Raw genomic sequence first — 16451 nt, forward strand, 5'->3', positions numbered from 1 at the left:
CCTGCGGCCGGCGAGGATCAGAGCAGAACGACATCGAATTGCTCCTGCAGGTACTGCTCGTCCGCCTGGAAGCGGATGCTCTTGCCGAGGAATTCCTCCAGCTCGGCCACCGCCGAGGATTCCTCGTCGGTGATGCGCGCGACCACCTTGGTCGAGGCGATCACCAGCAGGCGTGCGGCATCGAACTGGCGCACGGCACGGGTGATCTCGCGGAAGATCTCGTAGGTCACCGTTTCGGTGGTCTTGATGCTGCCACGGCCACTGCACTGCGGGCACGTTTCCGACAGCTGGCGCTCCAGGCTTTCCACCGTGCGCTTGCGCGTCATCTCCACCAGCCCCAGCGGCGAGAAGTCGTACACCGTGGTCTTGGCATGGTCGCGGGCCAGCGCCTTTTCCAGGGTGCGCAGCACCTGGCGGCGATGCTCGGCATCGTCCATGTCGATGAAGTCGATGATGATGATGCCGCCCAGGTTGCGCAGGCGCAGCTGGCGGGCCACCGCCTGTGCCGCTTCCAGGTTGGTGCGGAACACCGTCTCTTCCAGGTTGCGCTGGCCGAGGAACGAACCGGTATTGACGTCGATGGTGGTCATCGCCTCGGTCTGGTCGATCACCAGGTAACCACCGGATTTCAGCGGCACCTGCTTGTCCAGCGCACGGCCGATCTCGTCCTCCACCCCGAACATGTCGAAGATCGGGCGATCGCCTGAATACAGTTCCAGCTTCTCGGCCAGCACCGGCATGTACTTGGCGACGAACGCCTGCAGCTGCGCGAAGGTTTCCTTCGAGTCCACCTTCACCTTGTCCACGTCCTTGCGGATCAGGTCGCGCACCGAACGCAGCGGCAGGCTCAGGTCTTCATAGATGTTGCTGCACGAGGCCGCTTCGCGGCCGCGGCGCTCGACCACGTTCCAGACCCGCGACAGGTAAGCGATGTCCTCGGCGATGGCCTCGGCCGGCTGGCCCTCGGCATTGGTACGCACGATGTAGCCGTAGCCGCCATGCTGCGCAGACAGCTCGGTCACCAGGGCCTTCAGGCGGGCGCGCTCGGCTTCATCCTCGATGCGCGCGGACACCCCCACCACCTTGGATTGCGGCAGCAGCACCATGTAGCGCGACGGAATGCTGATCTGGGTGGTCAGGCGTGCGCCCTTGGTGCCGATCGGGTCCTTCACCACCTGCACCACGATGTCCTGGCCGTCACGCAGCAGCTCGACGATGGGCACGCTGGCCGGCGGCGGCAGGGTCGTGTTCTCGGTGTCTGCACTGGCCACCGGGGCCGGGCGCACCACGTCGTTGGCGTGCAGGAACGCGGCGCGCTCCAGGCCTACCTCGACGAACGCGGCCTGCATGCCGGGCATGACCCGCTGCACCTTGCCCTTGTAGATGTTGCCGACCACACCCCGGCGCCAACCGCGCTCGATGTGCAGTTCCTGCAGCATGCCGTTCTCGATCACCGCGACCCGGGTCTCGCGCGGGGTCACATTGACCAGGATTTCCTCAGACATCGGCAGCCTCCCTGGCGGCATCGGCAGTGGGGGCCAGCACGCCACAGCGCGCCAGCAGACGATCGGTATGCAGCAATGGCAACCCCATGACGCCGGAGTAGCTGCCGGAAAGATGTTCGATCCAGCGCTCGGCCCCGCCCTGGATGGCGTAGGCCCCGGCCTTGTCCAACGGCTCGCCGGTGGCGACATAGGCGGCGATGTCGGCGGCGGCGATCGGGGCGAAGGTCACTTCGGAAATGACCAGTTCGCTGTCCAGCCCGTCGGCGCCGACCACCACCACCGCAGTCATCACCTGGTGGGTGCGCCCGGCCAGGCGCGCCAGCATCGCGCGTGCGCCGGCGGCGTCGGCCGGCTTGCCGAAGACCTCGCCGTCCAGCACCACTTCGGTGTCCGAGCCAAGCACCCGCGCCTGCGGATCATCGGCCAGCACCCGGGCCAGGCCGGCGCGCGCCTTGTCGGCGGCGACCCGGCACACATACTGTTCGGCGCTTTCAGCGGGCGTGCGCTGCTCGACGACCTCCAGGTCCAGGGCCTGGAAGGGGCGTCCGAGTCGGGCCAGCAACTGGTTGCGTCGGGGGGAGCGGGAAGCAAGATAGAGCATCGGCACAGCATAACCTGAGGCCGCCACCTGAATCGTCGGCAACCCGTCCCGGAACGCGTTCAACCCCGAACGGGCTCACAGCGCGTTCATCGCTACGACACCACCCTCAACGGCACAACAAGGAGTTCTCCATGCGCCTGACCGCCACCCCGCTGCTGCTTGCCCTGTCCCTCGCCCTTGGAACCTCGATGACTGCCCATGCCGCCCCGTCGTCGCCGTCGATCGCCGCCGCGGCCGAAGGCACGCTGCTGAACATTTCGGCCAATGCCGAAGCCACCCGCGTGCCGGACGTGGCCACCCTGTCGGCCGGTGTGGTCACCCAGGCCGCAGATGGCAACAGCGCCATGCGCCAGAACGCCCAGCAGATGGACAAGGTACTGGCCGCGATCAAGGCCGCCGGCATCGCCGAGCGCGACGTGCAGACCAGCGGCGTCAGCCTCAATCCGCAGTACCGCTATGCCGACAACGAAGCGCCGAAGATCACCGGCTACCAGGCCAGCAACACGGTCAGCCTGAAGGTCCGTGACATCGCCAAGCTCGGCAAGGTGCTGGACGCGCTGGCCGCTCAGGGCGCCAACCAGATCAACGGCCCCAGCTTCGAGATCGACCAGCCGGAACCGGTCTATGACGAAGCGCGCCTGGCCGCGCTGAAGAAGGCCCAGGCCCGCGCCCAGACCTATGCCAAGTCGCTCGGCCTTCAGGTGCGCCGCATCGTCAGCATCTCCGAGAATGCCGGGGGTGGTTACCGCCCGATGCCGATGATGCGGACCATGGCCGCCGGCGCGGCGATGGACAAGGCCACGCCGGTCGCCCCGGGCGAATCCACTGTGTCGGTCAATCTGGACGTGGTGTTCGAGCTGGGTCGCTGACCCCATCCGTTCCGGTAGACAGAGGCGGGTCCCGCAGGGGCCCGCCTTTTTCATGGACCGGGGCGGCTGGCTGAAGGCCAGCCCAACGATCCTGCCCCTGCCTCTAGGCAGTGGCCGGGGCCTGGCGTTAATGATTGGCTGCCAGCCGCGTGCGGCAACCCCGCCACGGGCCCTGGTGCGTTGAGGACTTCGTCACTGGCATGGAGGTGGACCATGGTTCGTACGTATCCCGTTGCATCCCCGCACTTCGACCCCGCCCGCGTTGCCGCCTGGAGCGCGGCCATCGCCCTGCACCTGCTCGCGTTCCTGTTGCTGCTGATCCCGGCGACCTACCAGGCCGTGCAGGTCCCGCGTGACAAGACCACGGTCAGGCTGATCGAGAAGATCCCGCCAACGCCGCCCCCACCGGTGCTGCAGGAACCGAAGGAAGTCGCCCGGGTCGTGCCGAAACCGCAGGCACAGCCGGCGACACCGCCACTGCCGGCCCCAACCGCGACCGTGGAGGAAACGCAGGGCATCATGCTGCCGGCCGCCGAACCGGCCCCGCCGCAACTCGCGCCGAGCATCGACACCCATGCACCGCTGGCCGGCGCCCAGCTGCAATACCGCAGTGCCCCGCCACCGGCCTATCCGGTCGCCGCACTGCGCAACCATGAGCAGGGCACGGTGCTGCTGCGGGTGCAGGTCGACAACAGCGGCCAGCCGGTCGCGGTCAGCATCGAGCGCAGCAGTGGCTCCCGCCACCTGGACCAGGCTGCACGCCAACAGGTGCTCAAGCGCTGGCGCTTTGAACCGGCCCAGCGTGATGGTGTAGCGGTACCGGCCATCGGTTTGGTGCCGGTGCAGTTCTCGTTGCCGGACTGACGACCCGGGCCGGTCCGACCGCCTGTCGGACCGGCCTCCGGGACCGAACTGCCAAACTCGGCAAAGTTCCAGTTCAAGCGTTACGGATTAAGCAAAATTTCACGACTTCGTCACCCGTCGGAAACCTAGATTGGCCCGTCCCGGACACTCCGGAGACAGCCCTCAACGCTACGGTTTTCCAGTTAGGAGAGAAGCTGTGAAACACCTGATCCAACGGCCCGCCAGCCGCCGCCGCTGCACCCTGGCATCGTCCATCACCCACATCCTTACCGGCGGCACTCTGCTGCTGGTTGGCGCCGTGGCTTCCACCTCCGCCTTCGCGCAGGAGAAGGCCACCAACCTGGACCGCATCACGGTTACCGGTTCGAACATTCCGCGCACCAACACCGAAACACCGTCCCCGGTGCAGGTGGTGACCCGCCAGGAAATCGACCGCACCGGCAAGACCACGGTCGCCGAATACCTGCAGACCCTGACCGCCGATGGTTCCGGCTCGATCCCGAAGACCTTCGGCAACGGCTTTGCCGGCGGTGGCGCCGGCATCTCCCTGCGCGGCCTGGGCGCGGGCTCGACCCTTGTCCTGTTGAATGGTCGTCGCATGGCCACCTACGGCCTGGCCGATGACGGCCAGAAGGTCTTCACCGACCTGAGCACCATCCCGCTCGACGCCGTTGAACGCGTGGAAGTGCTGAAGGACGGCGCCTCGGCGATCTATGGCTCCGATGCCATCGCCGGCGTGGTCAACATCATCCTGCGCAGTGATTTCCAGGGCGCGATCCTTCGCGGTTCCTACGGCCTGTCCGGCGACAGCGATGGCGACGCGAAGAAGGCGACCCTGACCGCCGGTACCGGCGATCTGGCCACCGACGGCTGGAACGCGTTCTTCAGCCTGGACGTTGGCAAGACCGACGCGATCAAGATCAGCGATCGCAAGAACCGCAAGTGGATCGGCACGGGCGACATCCGTCCGTGGGGCTATGGTAACAACGCGCAGTTCCTGGGCGGCGCCTTCCTCAACAACCGCACCAGCGGTGGCGTGGGTCCGAACGGCTCGGTATTCGACGACCGCGTCCCGCCGGGCACCTCGGCCCAGCTCGTGCCGCTGCCCGGCTGCCAGGGCCTGACCACCATCCCGGGCCAGACCGATGCCTCGGTGGCCGCGCAGGGCTGCCTGTGGGATCCGAACCAGCTGTACCGTGATCTGACCCCGGAAGAGAAGTACGTCAACGTGTTCGGCCGCGCCAGCTTCGCCTTCGGTGAAGGCGGCGAGATCTACACCGAGATCGGCTATTCGAAGAAGGAAACGATCTTCAGCAACACGCCCTCCGGCGTGTCCGGCAGCTGGGGCTATCCGCTTGGCCCGCGCAATGCCAGCAGCGGCCCGGGCGCCGTAGTGCTGTCGCCGACCCATCCCGACAACCCGATTCCGGGCCAGGCCTCGCGCCTGCGCTACTCGGCCTGGGATGTCGGCCCGCGCGTGACCAACAACACCAACGAGTTCAATCGCTTCCTGGTCGGCGTCAAGGGCAATTGGGGTGACTGGAGCTACGACACCGCCTACCTGCACTCCGGCACCGATCTGGTCAACAAGCGTACCGGCTTCCTGCGCTACAGCGCCGTGCAGTGCGCGCTGGGCAACCCGAACTGTGCCGGCGGCGTGTGGCGTATTGGCGACAATGCCAACCTCAATTCGCAGGCACTGTACGACTACATTTCGCCGACCATCAGCGCACGCGCCAAGTCCAGCCTGGACATGTTCGACTTCACCGTATCGCGCAGCCTGATGGACCTGAAGGGTGGTCCGCTGGGCCTGGCGATCGGTACCGAGTGGCGCAAGACCAGCAACAGCCTGAGCCCGCAGACCTACACCGACCAGGGTGACATCATCGGCCTGGGCTACTCGGCCTACGACGGTACGCAGAATGTCTACGCCGGCTACGTTGAACTGTCGGCACCGGTGCTGGAGCAGCTGGAACTGTCCGGCGCGCTGCGTTACGACAAGTACGAAAGTGGCGAAGGAAAGGCGACGCCGAAGCTGGGCATCAAGTGGACGCCGGCCGACTGGATCGCACTGCGCGCCAGCTACGCAGAAGGCTTCCGCGCCCCCAATCCGGCCGAGAACGGCGACGGTGGTCTGGCCGCCTTCTCCAACGCCCGCGATCCGGTGCGCTGCGCCGCCAGCCCGCCGGCCGATGTCGGCACCAACTGCAGCTCGCGTCCGGTTGCAATCATCACCCGCCCCAACAAGGACCTGAAACCGGAGGAATCCAAGAGCTACTCGGTGGGTATCGTGCTGCAGCCGACCCCCACCACCTCGATGACCGTGGATGCATGGCAGATCAAGCGCACCAACGAGATCGCCCAGGGCTCCACGGCCGATGCCATCGCCGCCGGCAATGTGCTGCGTGACATCGACCTGATCAACGGCATCGCTGGCACCGGCAGCATCCTGGCGGTCAACACCGCGTACATCAATGCCGCCTCCACCCGCGTGCGCGGTATCGATACCGATATCCGCCAGACCTTCGACATCGGCCCGGGCCAGCTGGAAATGGACCTGCAGTGGAGCCATGTGCTGAAGTACGAGCGCACCGACTCCGACCAGACCTTCGACTATGCAGGCACCCACGGCAACTGCGACGTGACCAACTGCATCGGTACGCCGAAGGATCGCATCAACTTCGGTACCACCTGGCGCCAGGGTCCGTGGAGTGTGAGCGGCGTTGCCAACTACATCTCCAAGATGGACAACAAGGATTTCCGTGGTCCGGACGGTTCGTACCAGTTCTCGTACGCCGACGGTACCGACGTCACCAAGATCTCCTCGTTCACCACCTTCGACCTGTCCGGCCGCTGGAACATCACCGAAGCCTTCGAACTGAATGCATCGGTGCAGAACGTGTTCGATCGCATCGCTCCGCTCGACCCGACCACCTACGGTGGCGTGAACTACAACCCGCTGCACTTCAGCGGCGCCATCGGCCGTTACTTCACTGTCGGCGCCAAGTACACCTTCAAGTAATACCGCTCAACGCACCACCGTCGAAGGCCCGGGCACCTGCCCGGGCCTTCGTCGTTGCGGCCCCTTGCGTGCATGTTCACGGGCACACCGCTACCGTGGGTCAGCGGCATCAGCGCCGCAGGGGACATCATGGCCGCGACATCACAACGCCTCGGGCTGCCCGCGTTGACCGCACTGGTGGTCGGCTCGATGGTCGGTGCCGGCATCTTTTCATTGCCGCAGAACGTAGCGCGCAGCGCCGGTCCGGCGGCGGCGCTGCTCGGCTGGGCGGTCAGCGGCGCCGGCATGCTGATGCTGGCCTTCGTGTTCCAGGCCCTGGCCAACCGCCGGCCGGATCTCGATACCGGCATCTACGCATACGCGCGCGAAGGCTTCGGCAACTACATCGGCTTCTCCGCTGCGTGGGGCTACTGGGTTGCCTCGGTGCTCGGCAACGCCAGCTTCTTCGTGCTGATCTTCAGTGGTCTCGGCCACTTCATGCCGGTCTTCGGTGAAGGCAATACCCCGGCCGCCGTGGCCGCTTCGTCGCTACTTCTCTGGACCGTGCACCTGCTGGTGCTGCGCGGCCTGCGCACCGCCGCCATCGTCAACGGGCTGGTGACGGTGGCCAAGCTGCTGCCTATCACGCTGTTCCTGATCCTGGCCGCCGGTGCCTTCCGCATGGATGTGTTCCGTGCCGATTTCCTTGGCGCGCCCGCACTCGGCGATCTCGGCCAGCAGCTGCGCGGCATGATGCTGGTGACCGTGTGGGTATTCATCGGCATCGAAGGCGCCAGCATCTACTCGCGGCGCGCGGCCCGTCGCGCCGATGTCGGCCGCGCCACGGTGATCGGCTTCCTCGGCGTCTGGCTGCTGCTGGTGCTGGTCAGCCTGCTGTCGATGGGCGTGCTGTCGCAGGCCGAACTGGCGGGGTTGCCCAATCCGTCGATGGCTTACGTGCTGCGCGCCATCGTTGGCGAGTGGGGCGCGACGGTGATCATCGTCGGCTCGATCATTTCGGTACTCGGCGCGCTGCTGGCCTGGGTGCTGCTGTGTGCCGAAGTGCTGTACGCCGCTGCAGGCGACGGCACCATGCCGGCCTTCCTGGGACGCGAGAATGCGCGCGGCGTGCCCGCCAACGCGCTGTGGCTGAGCAATGGCTTGATCCAGCTGTTCCTGCTGCTGGTGCTGGTCAACTCCGGCAGCTATACGGGCCTGGTGCTGCTGGCGGCCTCGATGAGCCTGGTGCCCTACTTCCTGTCCACCGCGTTCGGCGTGCAGTTGGCGTGGCGCGGGGACGCCTATGCGGGTGAACCGGGCGTGCGCTGGCGTGACTTCGCTGTGGCGCTGCTGGCCAGTGCCTACGCGTTGTGGCTGGTGTATGCAGGAGGCCTCGACAACCTGCTGCTGTCGGTGCTGCTGTATGTGCCCGGCGTGGTGGTGTTCGCACTGACCCGGCTGCAACGCGGTGAGCAGGTATTCACGCGTTGGGAATGGGTGTTGTTCGGCGCCATTCTGGTGGTGGCCATCGCTACGCTGGTGGCGTTCTCCAGAGGTGAGCTGGCACTGTAGAGTCGAGCGCGGGCTCGGCTCTACAACAACGCAAAAAAAAGACCTGCATCTTGCGATGCAGGTCTCTTCAAGGTGGCGCCCGAAGTTGGACTCGAACCAACGACCCCCTGATTAACAGTCAAGTGCTCTAACCGGCTGAGCTATTCGGGCAGACGACTAGTATAACCACTCTTCACGCGCGATGGTAGGGGTGATTCGCAATCATTGCGGCGGCCCGGTACAACTGCTCGGCCACCACCAGGCGTACCAGCATGTGCGGCAGCGTCAATGGTCCAATCGACCACTTTTCGTCGGCCAGCGCGGAAACTTCCGGCGAATGCCCTTCCGGGCCACCGATCAGGAAGGCAAGGTCCCTGCCCTGCCCACGCCAATGCTCCAGCCGCTGCGCCAGCTGTTCGGAACTGAGCTGGCGGCCCGGCACATCCAGCGCCACCACATAGGCATTCTTCGGCAGTGCGGCGATCACGCGCCTGCCTTCGTCTTCGGTGGCGCGGCGCGCATCGCGGCCCTTGCCGCGCAGGCCGGGCTCGATTTCCACCAGATCGAACGGCAGCCAGTGCGACAGCCGCTTCTGGTACTCGGCGAAGCCCTGCGCCACCCAGCTGGGTGCGCGTTCGCCGGTAGCAATCAGGCGGGCTTTCATCAACGGTCCTCCAAAACGTCGACGGCGCCATCGGCGCCGTCGAAGGGATGCATCAACGTGCGGCTCAGGCCACTTCGTCGTCGCTGGACGGCGGCTGGTCGCCAACGGTCCACAGGCGCTCCAGGGCATAGAACTCACGCACGCGCGGCAGCATCACATGCACGATCACGTCGCCCAGGTCGACCAGCACCCACTCGGCTTCGCGCTCGCCTTCAACACCCAGCGGCATCACGTCGAGATTCTTGGCAAAGCGCACGACTTCATCGGCGATCGACTTGACGTGGCGGGTCGAGGTGCCCGAAACGACGATCATGTAGTCGGCAACGCTGGACCGGCCGCGCACATCGATCTCGACCAGGTCCTTGGCCTTCAGGTCTTCGGTGGCTTGGCGGACGCTGGCCAGCAGTTCCGGCACGGACGGCGGCGGGCTGGGCAGATCGACCTTGATGGTCTGGGGCTGGGTCTGGTTGCTCAAAGTGGATCGACTCGATAAACGTGGGGGCGATTATACGGGCAAGCCGGGGCGGCGGCATTCACGGCGTAGGGGAGCGGTACAGGCCATGGGCGGCCACATAGTCGGCCACGGCCGGCGGCAGCAGCGCCCGCCAGGGGCCGCCGGCGGCGATCTGCGCACGCACGGCACTGGCCGATTCCTCGCGCAGCGGATGATGCAGGCGCAGGATGCGCCCGGCCGGACTGGCGAACAGGGCCTGCTCGTTGTCGGCCCAGCGGCCTTCCAGGGCGCGGCCAAGTTCGCCATCCACCGAGGCCTGAAGGGGACTGCCCGGGCGCTCGGCCACCACGAAATGGGCCAGCCCGAACAGTGCCTCCCATTCATGCCAGCGGGTCAGGCCCAGCAGGCTGTCGGCCCCCACCAGCCAGGCCAATGGCCGGCTGGGGCCCAACTCGCCGCGCAGTTCGCGCAGGGTGTCGACGGTATAGGACGGGCGGCCGGGAAAGCGTATGGCGCGGTCCAGTTCACGGTGGTCCAGCAGCAGGCCTGGCTCATCGCCGATGGCCAGCGAGAGCATGGTGAAGCGCTGGTCAGCGGTTGCGCCCGGCACCGCGCGATGCGGCGGATCAGCCGCCGGCAGCATGCGTACAGCGACCTGCAGTTCGTCACGGGCAGCACGCGCGATGGCGAGGTGCCCGAGGTGCACCGGATCGAAGGTGCCCCCGTAATAGATCCGCAGGCTCATCACTCAGGCCCGCGCCAGCAGGCGCACGGCACGCGGTTCGGCCACGGCCACCAGCAGGCGCTCCAGCGCCAGCCAGGCATCACCGTCGGCGCGCCCCTTGGCGATGCGGTCGACCAGTCCGGCCTCGGCCACGAAACGCTCCCAGCGCTTGCCCTCGGGGTGCCGCTGCAGCGCACGCTTGTAGGGCGCTTGCCGCGATTCCCAGATGCCGCGCGATTTCATTTCGGCGGCCAGATTGCCGCCACGCGCCTGTACCCGGGCCAGGCCGGCACCAGCCAGCAGCTCGCGGATCACCATTGGCATCAGTGCGGCCACCACCTCGCCTTCGCCACGCAGGCCCGCCAGCATGCGCAGCACCGCCGGCGGCTGGCCGGAGAACGTGGCTTCCAGCAGCCGGAAAACGTCATAGCGGGCGGCGTCGGCCACCAGCGATTCCATCCGTTCCACGTCCAGCGGCTGGCCGTCGGCCAGCAACGCCAGCTTGTCGATTTCCTGCGCAGCGGCCAGCAGGTTGCCCTCGACCCGCTCGGCCAGGCGCTGCACGGCGGCCGGATCGGCACGCAGGCCCTTGCCACGCAGGCGGCGCTCGATCCAGTCCGGCAGTTCGTGCGGCTTGATCGCCCACGCCACCGACAGCACGCCGATGCGATTGACTGCCTCGGCCCACTTGCCCTGGTGGGCCTTGCTCCATTCGCTGGCGGTAATCATCAGCACCACGTCCGGCGCCGGGTTGGCGCAGAACTGGCTGATCACCTCGGCCCCGTCCTTGCCCGGCTTGCCGCTGGGCAGGCGCACCTCGACCAGGCGGCGGGCACTGAACAGGCTGGGCGCGTTGAAGCTGGCGTCGAGCTGGTTCCAGTCGAAATCACGCCCATCGGCGTCGAACACTTCCCGCTCGGCGATGCCGGCGGCGCGTGCGCGTGCACGGATGGCGTCGGCCGCCTCAAGCACGCGCAGGGTTTCCGGGCCGGCAATCAGGTAGACCGGCGCCAGCGGGGTGTCAGCGCCCTGGCTGGCCAGCTGCTCCGGACGCAGTTCCATCGTCGCGACTCAGTGCTTGGCTGCGGGAACCGGCTCGGCCGGCTCCGCCCCTTCGATCGGCTTGGCCTTCGGCGCCGTCAGGCTGCCGCCCTTCTCGATCTCGGCGCGCACCACGCTGTCGATGCGGCGGATGATCGACGCGGACATTTCCCGTCGCAGCTCATCGGCCAGGATTTCGCGTTCGGTGGTGGTACCGGTGGCGTCGGTCGGCGGCGACACGTAGTCGCGCGACAGTTCGATCACCTGCTGCGGCACCAGCTCGCTGCCATCCTCGCGACGGAAGATGAAGATCACCGCATAGCGCAGGCTGTACTCCTGCGCACGGCCCTGCGAGTCGATGGCGATCGGCAGGTCGCCCCAGCGTTCGGAGAGCACCTGGAGCTGGGTACTGGGCCCCTTGCTGTCCTCGTCGGCCAGCTTGGCACCGGATGCCAGCAGGCTGCGATTGAGCAGCTTGACCAGTTCGCTGTAAGGCGCGGTGGAGACCACCTTCACCGGCGCCGTGTCGGTCGGCAGCATCAGCTTGTTGCGCAGATGGAAACCGCAGCCGGCAAGGCCGAGGACAAGAACGAGGGCAAGCAGGATTCGGGTCATGGAGACAGTCTGGCGGAGCCGGGCGATCACGGCAACACACAGCCTGCCCGAAGCCGCGTGAATGCAGGGCCATCAAGTGCATGGCCCCGCACCGGGAAGGTACCGGCCACCGCGTGGGTGACCGGCCCAGGATGCATCAGGCAGCGACGATGTTCACGATCTTGCCCGGCACGATGATGATCTTGCGCACGGTCAGGCCTTCCATGAACTTGGCCGCATTCGGCTCGGCCAGAGCCAGTGCTTCGACCTGCTCGCGTGCAGCATCGGCGGCCACCTCGATGGTGCCACGCAGCTTGCCGTTGACCTGCACGGCCAGGGTCAGCGCGTCGCGCACCAGCGCACCGGCGTCGGCCTGCGGGAACGGCTGGTCTTCCAGCAGCGTCTCGCCATGGCCCAGCACCTGCCACAGGGCGTGGCTGGCATGCGGGGTGATCGGGTTCAGCAGCAGTACGATGGCCTGCAGCGCTTCCTGGCGCACCGCACGGCCCTGCTCGCTGCCGTCCTCGAACTTGGCCAGCGCGTTCATCAGTTCCATCACCGCCGCGATGGCGGTATTGAAGCTGTGGCGACGGCCATAGTCGTCACCGACCTTGCCGATGGTCTCGTGGGTCTTGCGGCGCAGTGCCTTCTGGTTGGCGTCCAGCGCGGCCACGTCCAGCGCCGGGGCGGCACCGTCGGCGGCGTGCTTCTGCACCTGGGCCCACAGGCGGCGCAGGAAGCGCGCCATGCCGTCCACGCCGGCTTCGTTCCACTCCAGCGACTGTTCCGGCGGGGCGGCGAACATCGAGAACAGGCGCACGGTGTCGGCACCGTACTTGTCGACCATCGCCTGCGGGTCCACGCCGTTGTTCTTCGACTTGGACATCTTTTCAGTGCCACCGACCACCACCGGCTGGCCGTCGGCGATCAGCGTGGCGCCAGTGATGCGGCCGCGCTCGTCGCGCTGCACTTCCACATCGGCCGGATTGATCCAGTCCTTCGAGCCGTCCGGGTTCGGGCGGTAGTAGGTCTCGGCGATCACCATGCCCTGGCACAGCAGGTTGCGTGCCGGTTCGTTGCTGTCCACCATCCGCGCGTCGCGCAGCAGCTTGTGGTAGAAGCGGAAATACATCAGGTGCAGGATCGCGTGCTCGATGCCGCCGATGTACTGGTCGACCGGCAACCAGTAATTGCCGCGCTTGTCGACCGCATCACGGGCACCCGGCGAGGTGTAGCGGGCGTAGTACCAGCTCGACTCCATGAAGGTGTCGAAGGTGTCGGTCTCGCGCTCGGCCGCGCCGCCGCATTCCGGGCAGGTGGTCTTGCGCCATTCCGGATCGGTCTTGATCGGCGAACCAGTCCCCGAGAACGCCACGTCCTCCGGCAGCACCACCGGCAGCTGCTCTTCCGGCACCGGCACCGCACCGCACTTGTCGCAGTAGATCACCGGAATCGGGCAACCCCAGTAGCGCTGGCGGCTCACGCCCCAGTCGCGCAGGCGATAGTTGACGCGGCGCTGGCCCTGGGCCTTGCGCTCGAAGCGTTCGGCCAAGGCTTCGAAGGCGCCCTGGAAATCCAGCCCATCGAATTCGGCCGAGTTGACCAGCTCGAAGGCACGGTTCTTGTCGCTGTACCAGTCCTGCCAGCGGGCACCATCCCAGGTGCGCTCGTCGTCGTTGCGCGGATCCTTCAGCGCGATCACCTGCTTGATCGGCAGGCCGTACTTGTTTGCCACTTCATTGTCGCGCTGGTCGTGGCCCGGAACAGCCATCACCGCACCGGTGCCGTAGCCCATCAGCACGAAGTTGGCGACCCACACCGGCACCTTTTCGCCGGTGACCGGATGGATGGCACGCAGGCCGGTGTCCATGCCGCGCTTTTCCTGGGTTTCCAGCTCGGCCTCGGACACGCCACCCTGCTTCATTTCCGACAGCAGCGCAGCCAGTTCCGGGTTGTTCTTCGCCGCATGCAGGGCCAGCGGATGTTCGGCGGCGATCGACACGAAGGTCACGCCCATCACGGTATCCGGTCGGGTGGTGAACACGCGCAGCGGATCCAGCGCAGTGCCGTCGACATCACGCACGTCGAACTGGATTTCCAGACCTTCGGAGCGGCCGATCCAGTTGCGCTGCATGGTCTTGACCGAATCCGGCCAGCCGTCCAGTTCATCCAGGCCGTCCAGCAGTTCCTGGGCGTAATCGGTGATGCGCAGGAACCACTGCGGGATCTCGCGCTTCTCGACCAGCGCACCGGAACGCCAACCACGGCCATCGATGACCTGCTCGTTGGCCAGCACGGTCTGGTCGACCGGATCCCAGTTCACCACCGCATTGCGGCGGTAGGCCAGGCCCTTGCGCATCAGGCGCGTGAACATGCGCTGTTCGTGGACATAGTAGTCCGGGCGGCAGGTGGCGAATTCGCGCGACCAGTCCACCGCATAGCCCATGGCCTTGAACTGGCCACGCATGTGCTCGATGTTCTTGTAGGTCCAGGCCGCCGGTGCGGTCTTGTTCTTGATTGCCGCGTTCTCCGCAGGCAGGCCGAACGCGTCCCAGCCCATCGGCTGCAGCACGTTGTGCCCGGTCATGCGCTTGTAGCGGCTGATCACGTCGCCGATGGTGTAATTGCGCACGTGGCCCATGTGCAGCGCACCGGACGGGTACGGAAGCATCGACAGGCAGTAGTACTTCGGCTTGTCCGAAGTCTCGTCGACTTCGAAGGCACGGGTGGCGTCCCAGTACTTCTGGGCGGCGGATTCAACCTGCTGCGGGTCGTAGGCGTTGGTTTCAGCGCTGGTCATGGAACACGCGGATGCGGCGGCAAAGCGGTACAGCGTACCGCAGTGCGGCAAACGTCTCCAATCCTGCCCGCCGACCGCCGGCCCCGCCAGCGCCCGGAGCCGGTCTCAGCGCGGTCGCGACAGAGGCAGGGCCAGCGCCAGCCAGACCGCCCAGCAGGCGAATGCAAGCCGTTGTGCCAGCGGCGCCGGCAGCACGCCCTGCAGCGCAAAGGCAGCCAGCGCCGCCAGCACGCCACAGGCGAGCGCCACCCCGCCCAGGGCGCGGCCGTGCGTCTGGCGCAGCTGCGAGATGCCCAGCAACAGGGTGCCGGCGACGAAGCCCAGCACCCAGATCATCCAGGCACTGGCGTGCAGCTGGCTGGCCGGCCCGTGCAGATCGTCCACATCCAGCGGCATCAAGCCCATCGCGGTGAAGGCCAGTCCGCCCAGCAACAGCATCTGGCTGCCCACCCGCGGCGCCCAGCCAGCACTGGCCGGCAGCTGTCGGCGCAGGCACTCGGCCGCTACCACCGCCAACAGGCCCGGCAGTACGAAGCCCAGCAGATTGAAGGCCAACGCGTGCGGCACGCCGTGTGCGCCCAGCAGGGCCACCGGGTGACTGGCCTGTGCATAGCCGTCCAGGCCGGAGCCGAAGCCCAGCACCGCCAGCACGAACAGCAGTGCGGCGGCGGGGCCGGACAGACGCAACAGGGAAGACGGGGAGGTCATGCAGGCTCCAGGAGCAACGGCGGCGGGAACGACGCATTGTCGGGCATTTGCCGCAGTCCGGGTTGAGACTGGCATCGATCGTCACCATAGAATCGGTCTCCAGACGCCAATCGATGCCTCCCCCATGACCGAGACGACCTACGTATTCGACGCCACCACTGCGACCTTCGAGGCCGAAGTCCTGCAGAAGTCGCTGCAGACGCCGGTGCTGGTCGACTTCTGGGCCACGTGGTGCGGCCCCTGCAAGACCCTGGGGCCGATGCTGGAAAAGCTGGCCGCCGAATACAACGGCGCCTTCGAGCTGGCCAAGGTCGATGTCGACAAGGAACAGCAGATCGCTGCCGCCTTCCAGATCCGCTCGGTGCCCACCGTGTTCCTGGTCAAGGGCGGCCAGCTGGTGGACGGTTTCCCCGGCGCCATCCCGGAAGGCCAGCTGCGTGAGTTCCTGGCCCAGCACGGCATCGTGCCGGCCGACGTCGGCGACACTGCCGCCGAGGACGAAGCGCCGTTGGATCCGCAGGCACAGGTGGACGTACTGCGTGCGCAGATCGCCGCCGAGCCGGACAAGGACGAGCTGAAGCTCGACCTGGCCCTGGCCCTGCTGCAGATCGGCGGCGTGGACGAAGCCGGTACGCTGATCGACGGCCTGCCCGCCAACCTGGCCACCGACGACCGCGCCGTGCGCGCCCGCGCCCGGCTGTCCTTTGCCGCCGCCCTGAAGGACGCCCCGGCCGCCGAGGTGCTGGACGCGCGCATCGCCGCCAACGGCAATGACCTCAAGGCTCGCCACCTGCGCGGCGTGCAGCTGCTGCTCGGCGGCCATGACGAAGCCGCGCTGGCGCAGTTCCTGGACATGCTGCGGATCGACCGGAGTTTCGAGGAAGGCCTGCCGCGCAAGGCGCTGATCGATGCCTTCAATGTGATCTCCGACGAGGACCTGGTCGGCCAGTACCGCCGCAGGATGGCCTCCCTGCTGTTCTGAACGGAAGCCGGGTTCGTTCAGAATCCCTGCACTGGACGCGGGCAATAATGCGCACGATGGCGGCCGTACGGCCGCCACGATCCGTTCGGGGGG

The 16451-nt window shown here is 66.9% G+C and carries 14 protein-coding genes and 1 tRNA gene; 5 read left to right on the forward strand and 10 right to left on the reverse strand.

Going from position 1 to position 16451, the window contains the following annotated elements; genetic code table 11:
• Nucleotides 1-17 precede the first annotated feature (17 nt).
• Together rng and CKW06_RS17305 are read right to left on the reverse strand one after the other, a co-directional pair.
• Nucleotides 18-1505 carry a ribonuclease G gene (gene rng, locus CKW06_RS17300; protein WP_005410529.1) on the reverse strand — a complete coding sequence of 496 codons (1488 nt, stop codon included), beginning with the start codon at nucleotides 1503-1505 and terminating at the stop codon, nucleotides 18-20.
• Entirely contained in the window at nucleotides 1498-2106 is a 609-nt protein-coding gene (locus CKW06_RS17305) for a Maf family nucleotide pyrophosphatase (protein ID WP_024956036.1), read from the reverse strand. Before CKW06_RS17305 ends, rng begins: the two co-directional genes overlap by 8 nt.
• Before the next feature lie 131 nt (nucleotides 2107-2237).
• On the opposite strand from CKW06_RS17305, the gene CKW06_RS17310 reads away from it, so the two are divergent.
• The 4 genes from CKW06_RS17310 to CKW06_RS17325 all read left to right on the forward strand — a co-directional run bounded on the left by CKW06_RS17310 (nucleotide 2238) and on the right by CKW06_RS17325 (nucleotide 8412).
• On the forward strand, nucleotides 2238-2975 hold the full coding sequence (locus tag CKW06_RS17310) for an SIMPL domain-containing protein (RefSeq protein ID WP_005410531.1): 738 nt from the start codon (nucleotides 2238-2240) through the stop codon (nucleotides 2973-2975).
• A gap of 213 nt (nucleotides 2976-3188) precedes the next feature.
• The gene (locus tag CKW06_RS17315) at nucleotides 3189-3839 is read left to right on the forward strand and encodes an energy transducer TonB (RefSeq protein WP_005414124.1); all 651 of its coding nucleotides are present in this window, start codon (nucleotides 3189-3191) and stop codon (nucleotides 3837-3839) included.
• A gap of 196 nt (nucleotides 3840-4035) precedes the next feature.
• Nucleotides 4036-6861 carry a TonB-dependent receptor gene (locus CKW06_RS17320; RefSeq protein ID WP_024956035.1) on the forward strand — a complete coding sequence of 942 codons (2826 nt, stop codon included), beginning with the start codon at nucleotides 4036-4038 and terminating at the stop codon, nucleotides 6859-6861.
• Nucleotides 6862-6990: 129 nt separating this feature from the next.
• Nucleotides 6991-8412, forward strand: a complete 1422-nt coding sequence (locus CKW06_RS17325) for a basic amino acid/polyamine antiporter (protein WP_012480928.1) — start codon at nucleotides 6991-6993, stop codon at nucleotides 8410-8412.
• Between the two features lie 73 nt (nucleotides 8413-8485).
• Here the strand turns inward: CKW06_RS17325 and CKW06_RS17330 are convergent.
• The 8 genes from CKW06_RS17330 to CKW06_RS17365 form a co-directional block, all read right to left on the reverse strand.
• Nucleotides 8486-8562 (reverse strand) — tRNA-Asn (locus CKW06_RS17330).
• Between the two features lie 22 nt (nucleotides 8563-8584).
• On the reverse strand, nucleotides 8585-9055 hold the full coding sequence (gene rlmH / locus CKW06_RS17335; protein ID WP_005414126.1) for a 23S rRNA (pseudouridine(1915)-N(3))-methyltransferase RlmH: 471 nt from the start codon (nucleotides 9053-9055) through the stop codon (nucleotides 8585-8587).
• 64 nt (nucleotides 9056-9119) lie between these two features.
• Entirely contained in the window at nucleotides 9120-9530 is a 411-nt protein-coding gene (gene rsfS / locus CKW06_RS17340; protein ID WP_005410536.1) for a ribosome silencing factor, read from the reverse strand.
• 58 nt (nucleotides 9531-9588) lie between these two features.
• Entirely contained in the window at nucleotides 9589-10257 is a 669-nt protein-coding gene (gene nadD, locus CKW06_RS17345) for a nicotinate-nucleotide adenylyltransferase (protein ID WP_005410537.1), read from the reverse strand.
• Nucleotides 10258-11295: a DNA polymerase III subunit delta gene (holA, locus tag CKW06_RS17350; RefSeq protein ID WP_024956033.1), complete on the reverse strand. Its 1038-nt coding sequence runs from the start codon at nucleotides 11293-11295 to the stop codon at nucleotides 10258-10260.
• A gap of 9 nt (nucleotides 11296-11304) precedes the next feature.
• Complete coding sequence (locus CKW06_RS17355) at nucleotides 11305-11889, reverse strand: LPS-assembly lipoprotein LptE (protein WP_005410539.1); 585 nt, start codon at nucleotides 11887-11889, stop codon at nucleotides 11305-11307.
• 136 nt (nucleotides 11890-12025) lie between these two features.
• The gene (gene leuS, locus CKW06_RS17360) at nucleotides 12026-14668 is read right to left on the reverse strand and encodes a leucine--tRNA ligase (RefSeq protein ID WP_012480931.1); all 2643 of its coding nucleotides are present in this window, start codon (nucleotides 14666-14668) and stop codon (nucleotides 12026-12028) included.
• A gap of 105 nt (nucleotides 14669-14773) precedes the next feature.
• The gene (locus CKW06_RS17365; RefSeq protein ID WP_024956032.1) at nucleotides 14774-15376 is read right to left on the reverse strand and encodes a DUF998 domain-containing protein; all 603 of its coding nucleotides are present in this window, start codon (nucleotides 15374-15376) and stop codon (nucleotides 14774-14776) included.
• Nucleotides 15377-15500: 124 nt separating this feature from the next.
• Between CKW06_RS17365 and trxA the strand changes: the two genes are divergently transcribed.
• Nucleotides 15501-16358: a thioredoxin gene (gene trxA, locus CKW06_RS17370; RefSeq protein WP_024956031.1), complete on the forward strand. Its 858-nt coding sequence runs from the start codon at nucleotides 15501-15503 to the stop codon at nucleotides 16356-16358.
• Nucleotides 16359-16451: the final 93 nt, after the last annotated feature.

This window comes from Stenotrophomonas maltophilia, assembly GCF_900186865.1.
Taxonomy (GTDB): Bacteria; Pseudomonadota; Gammaproteobacteria; order Xanthomonadales; family Xanthomonadaceae; genus Stenotrophomonas; species Stenotrophomonas maltophilia.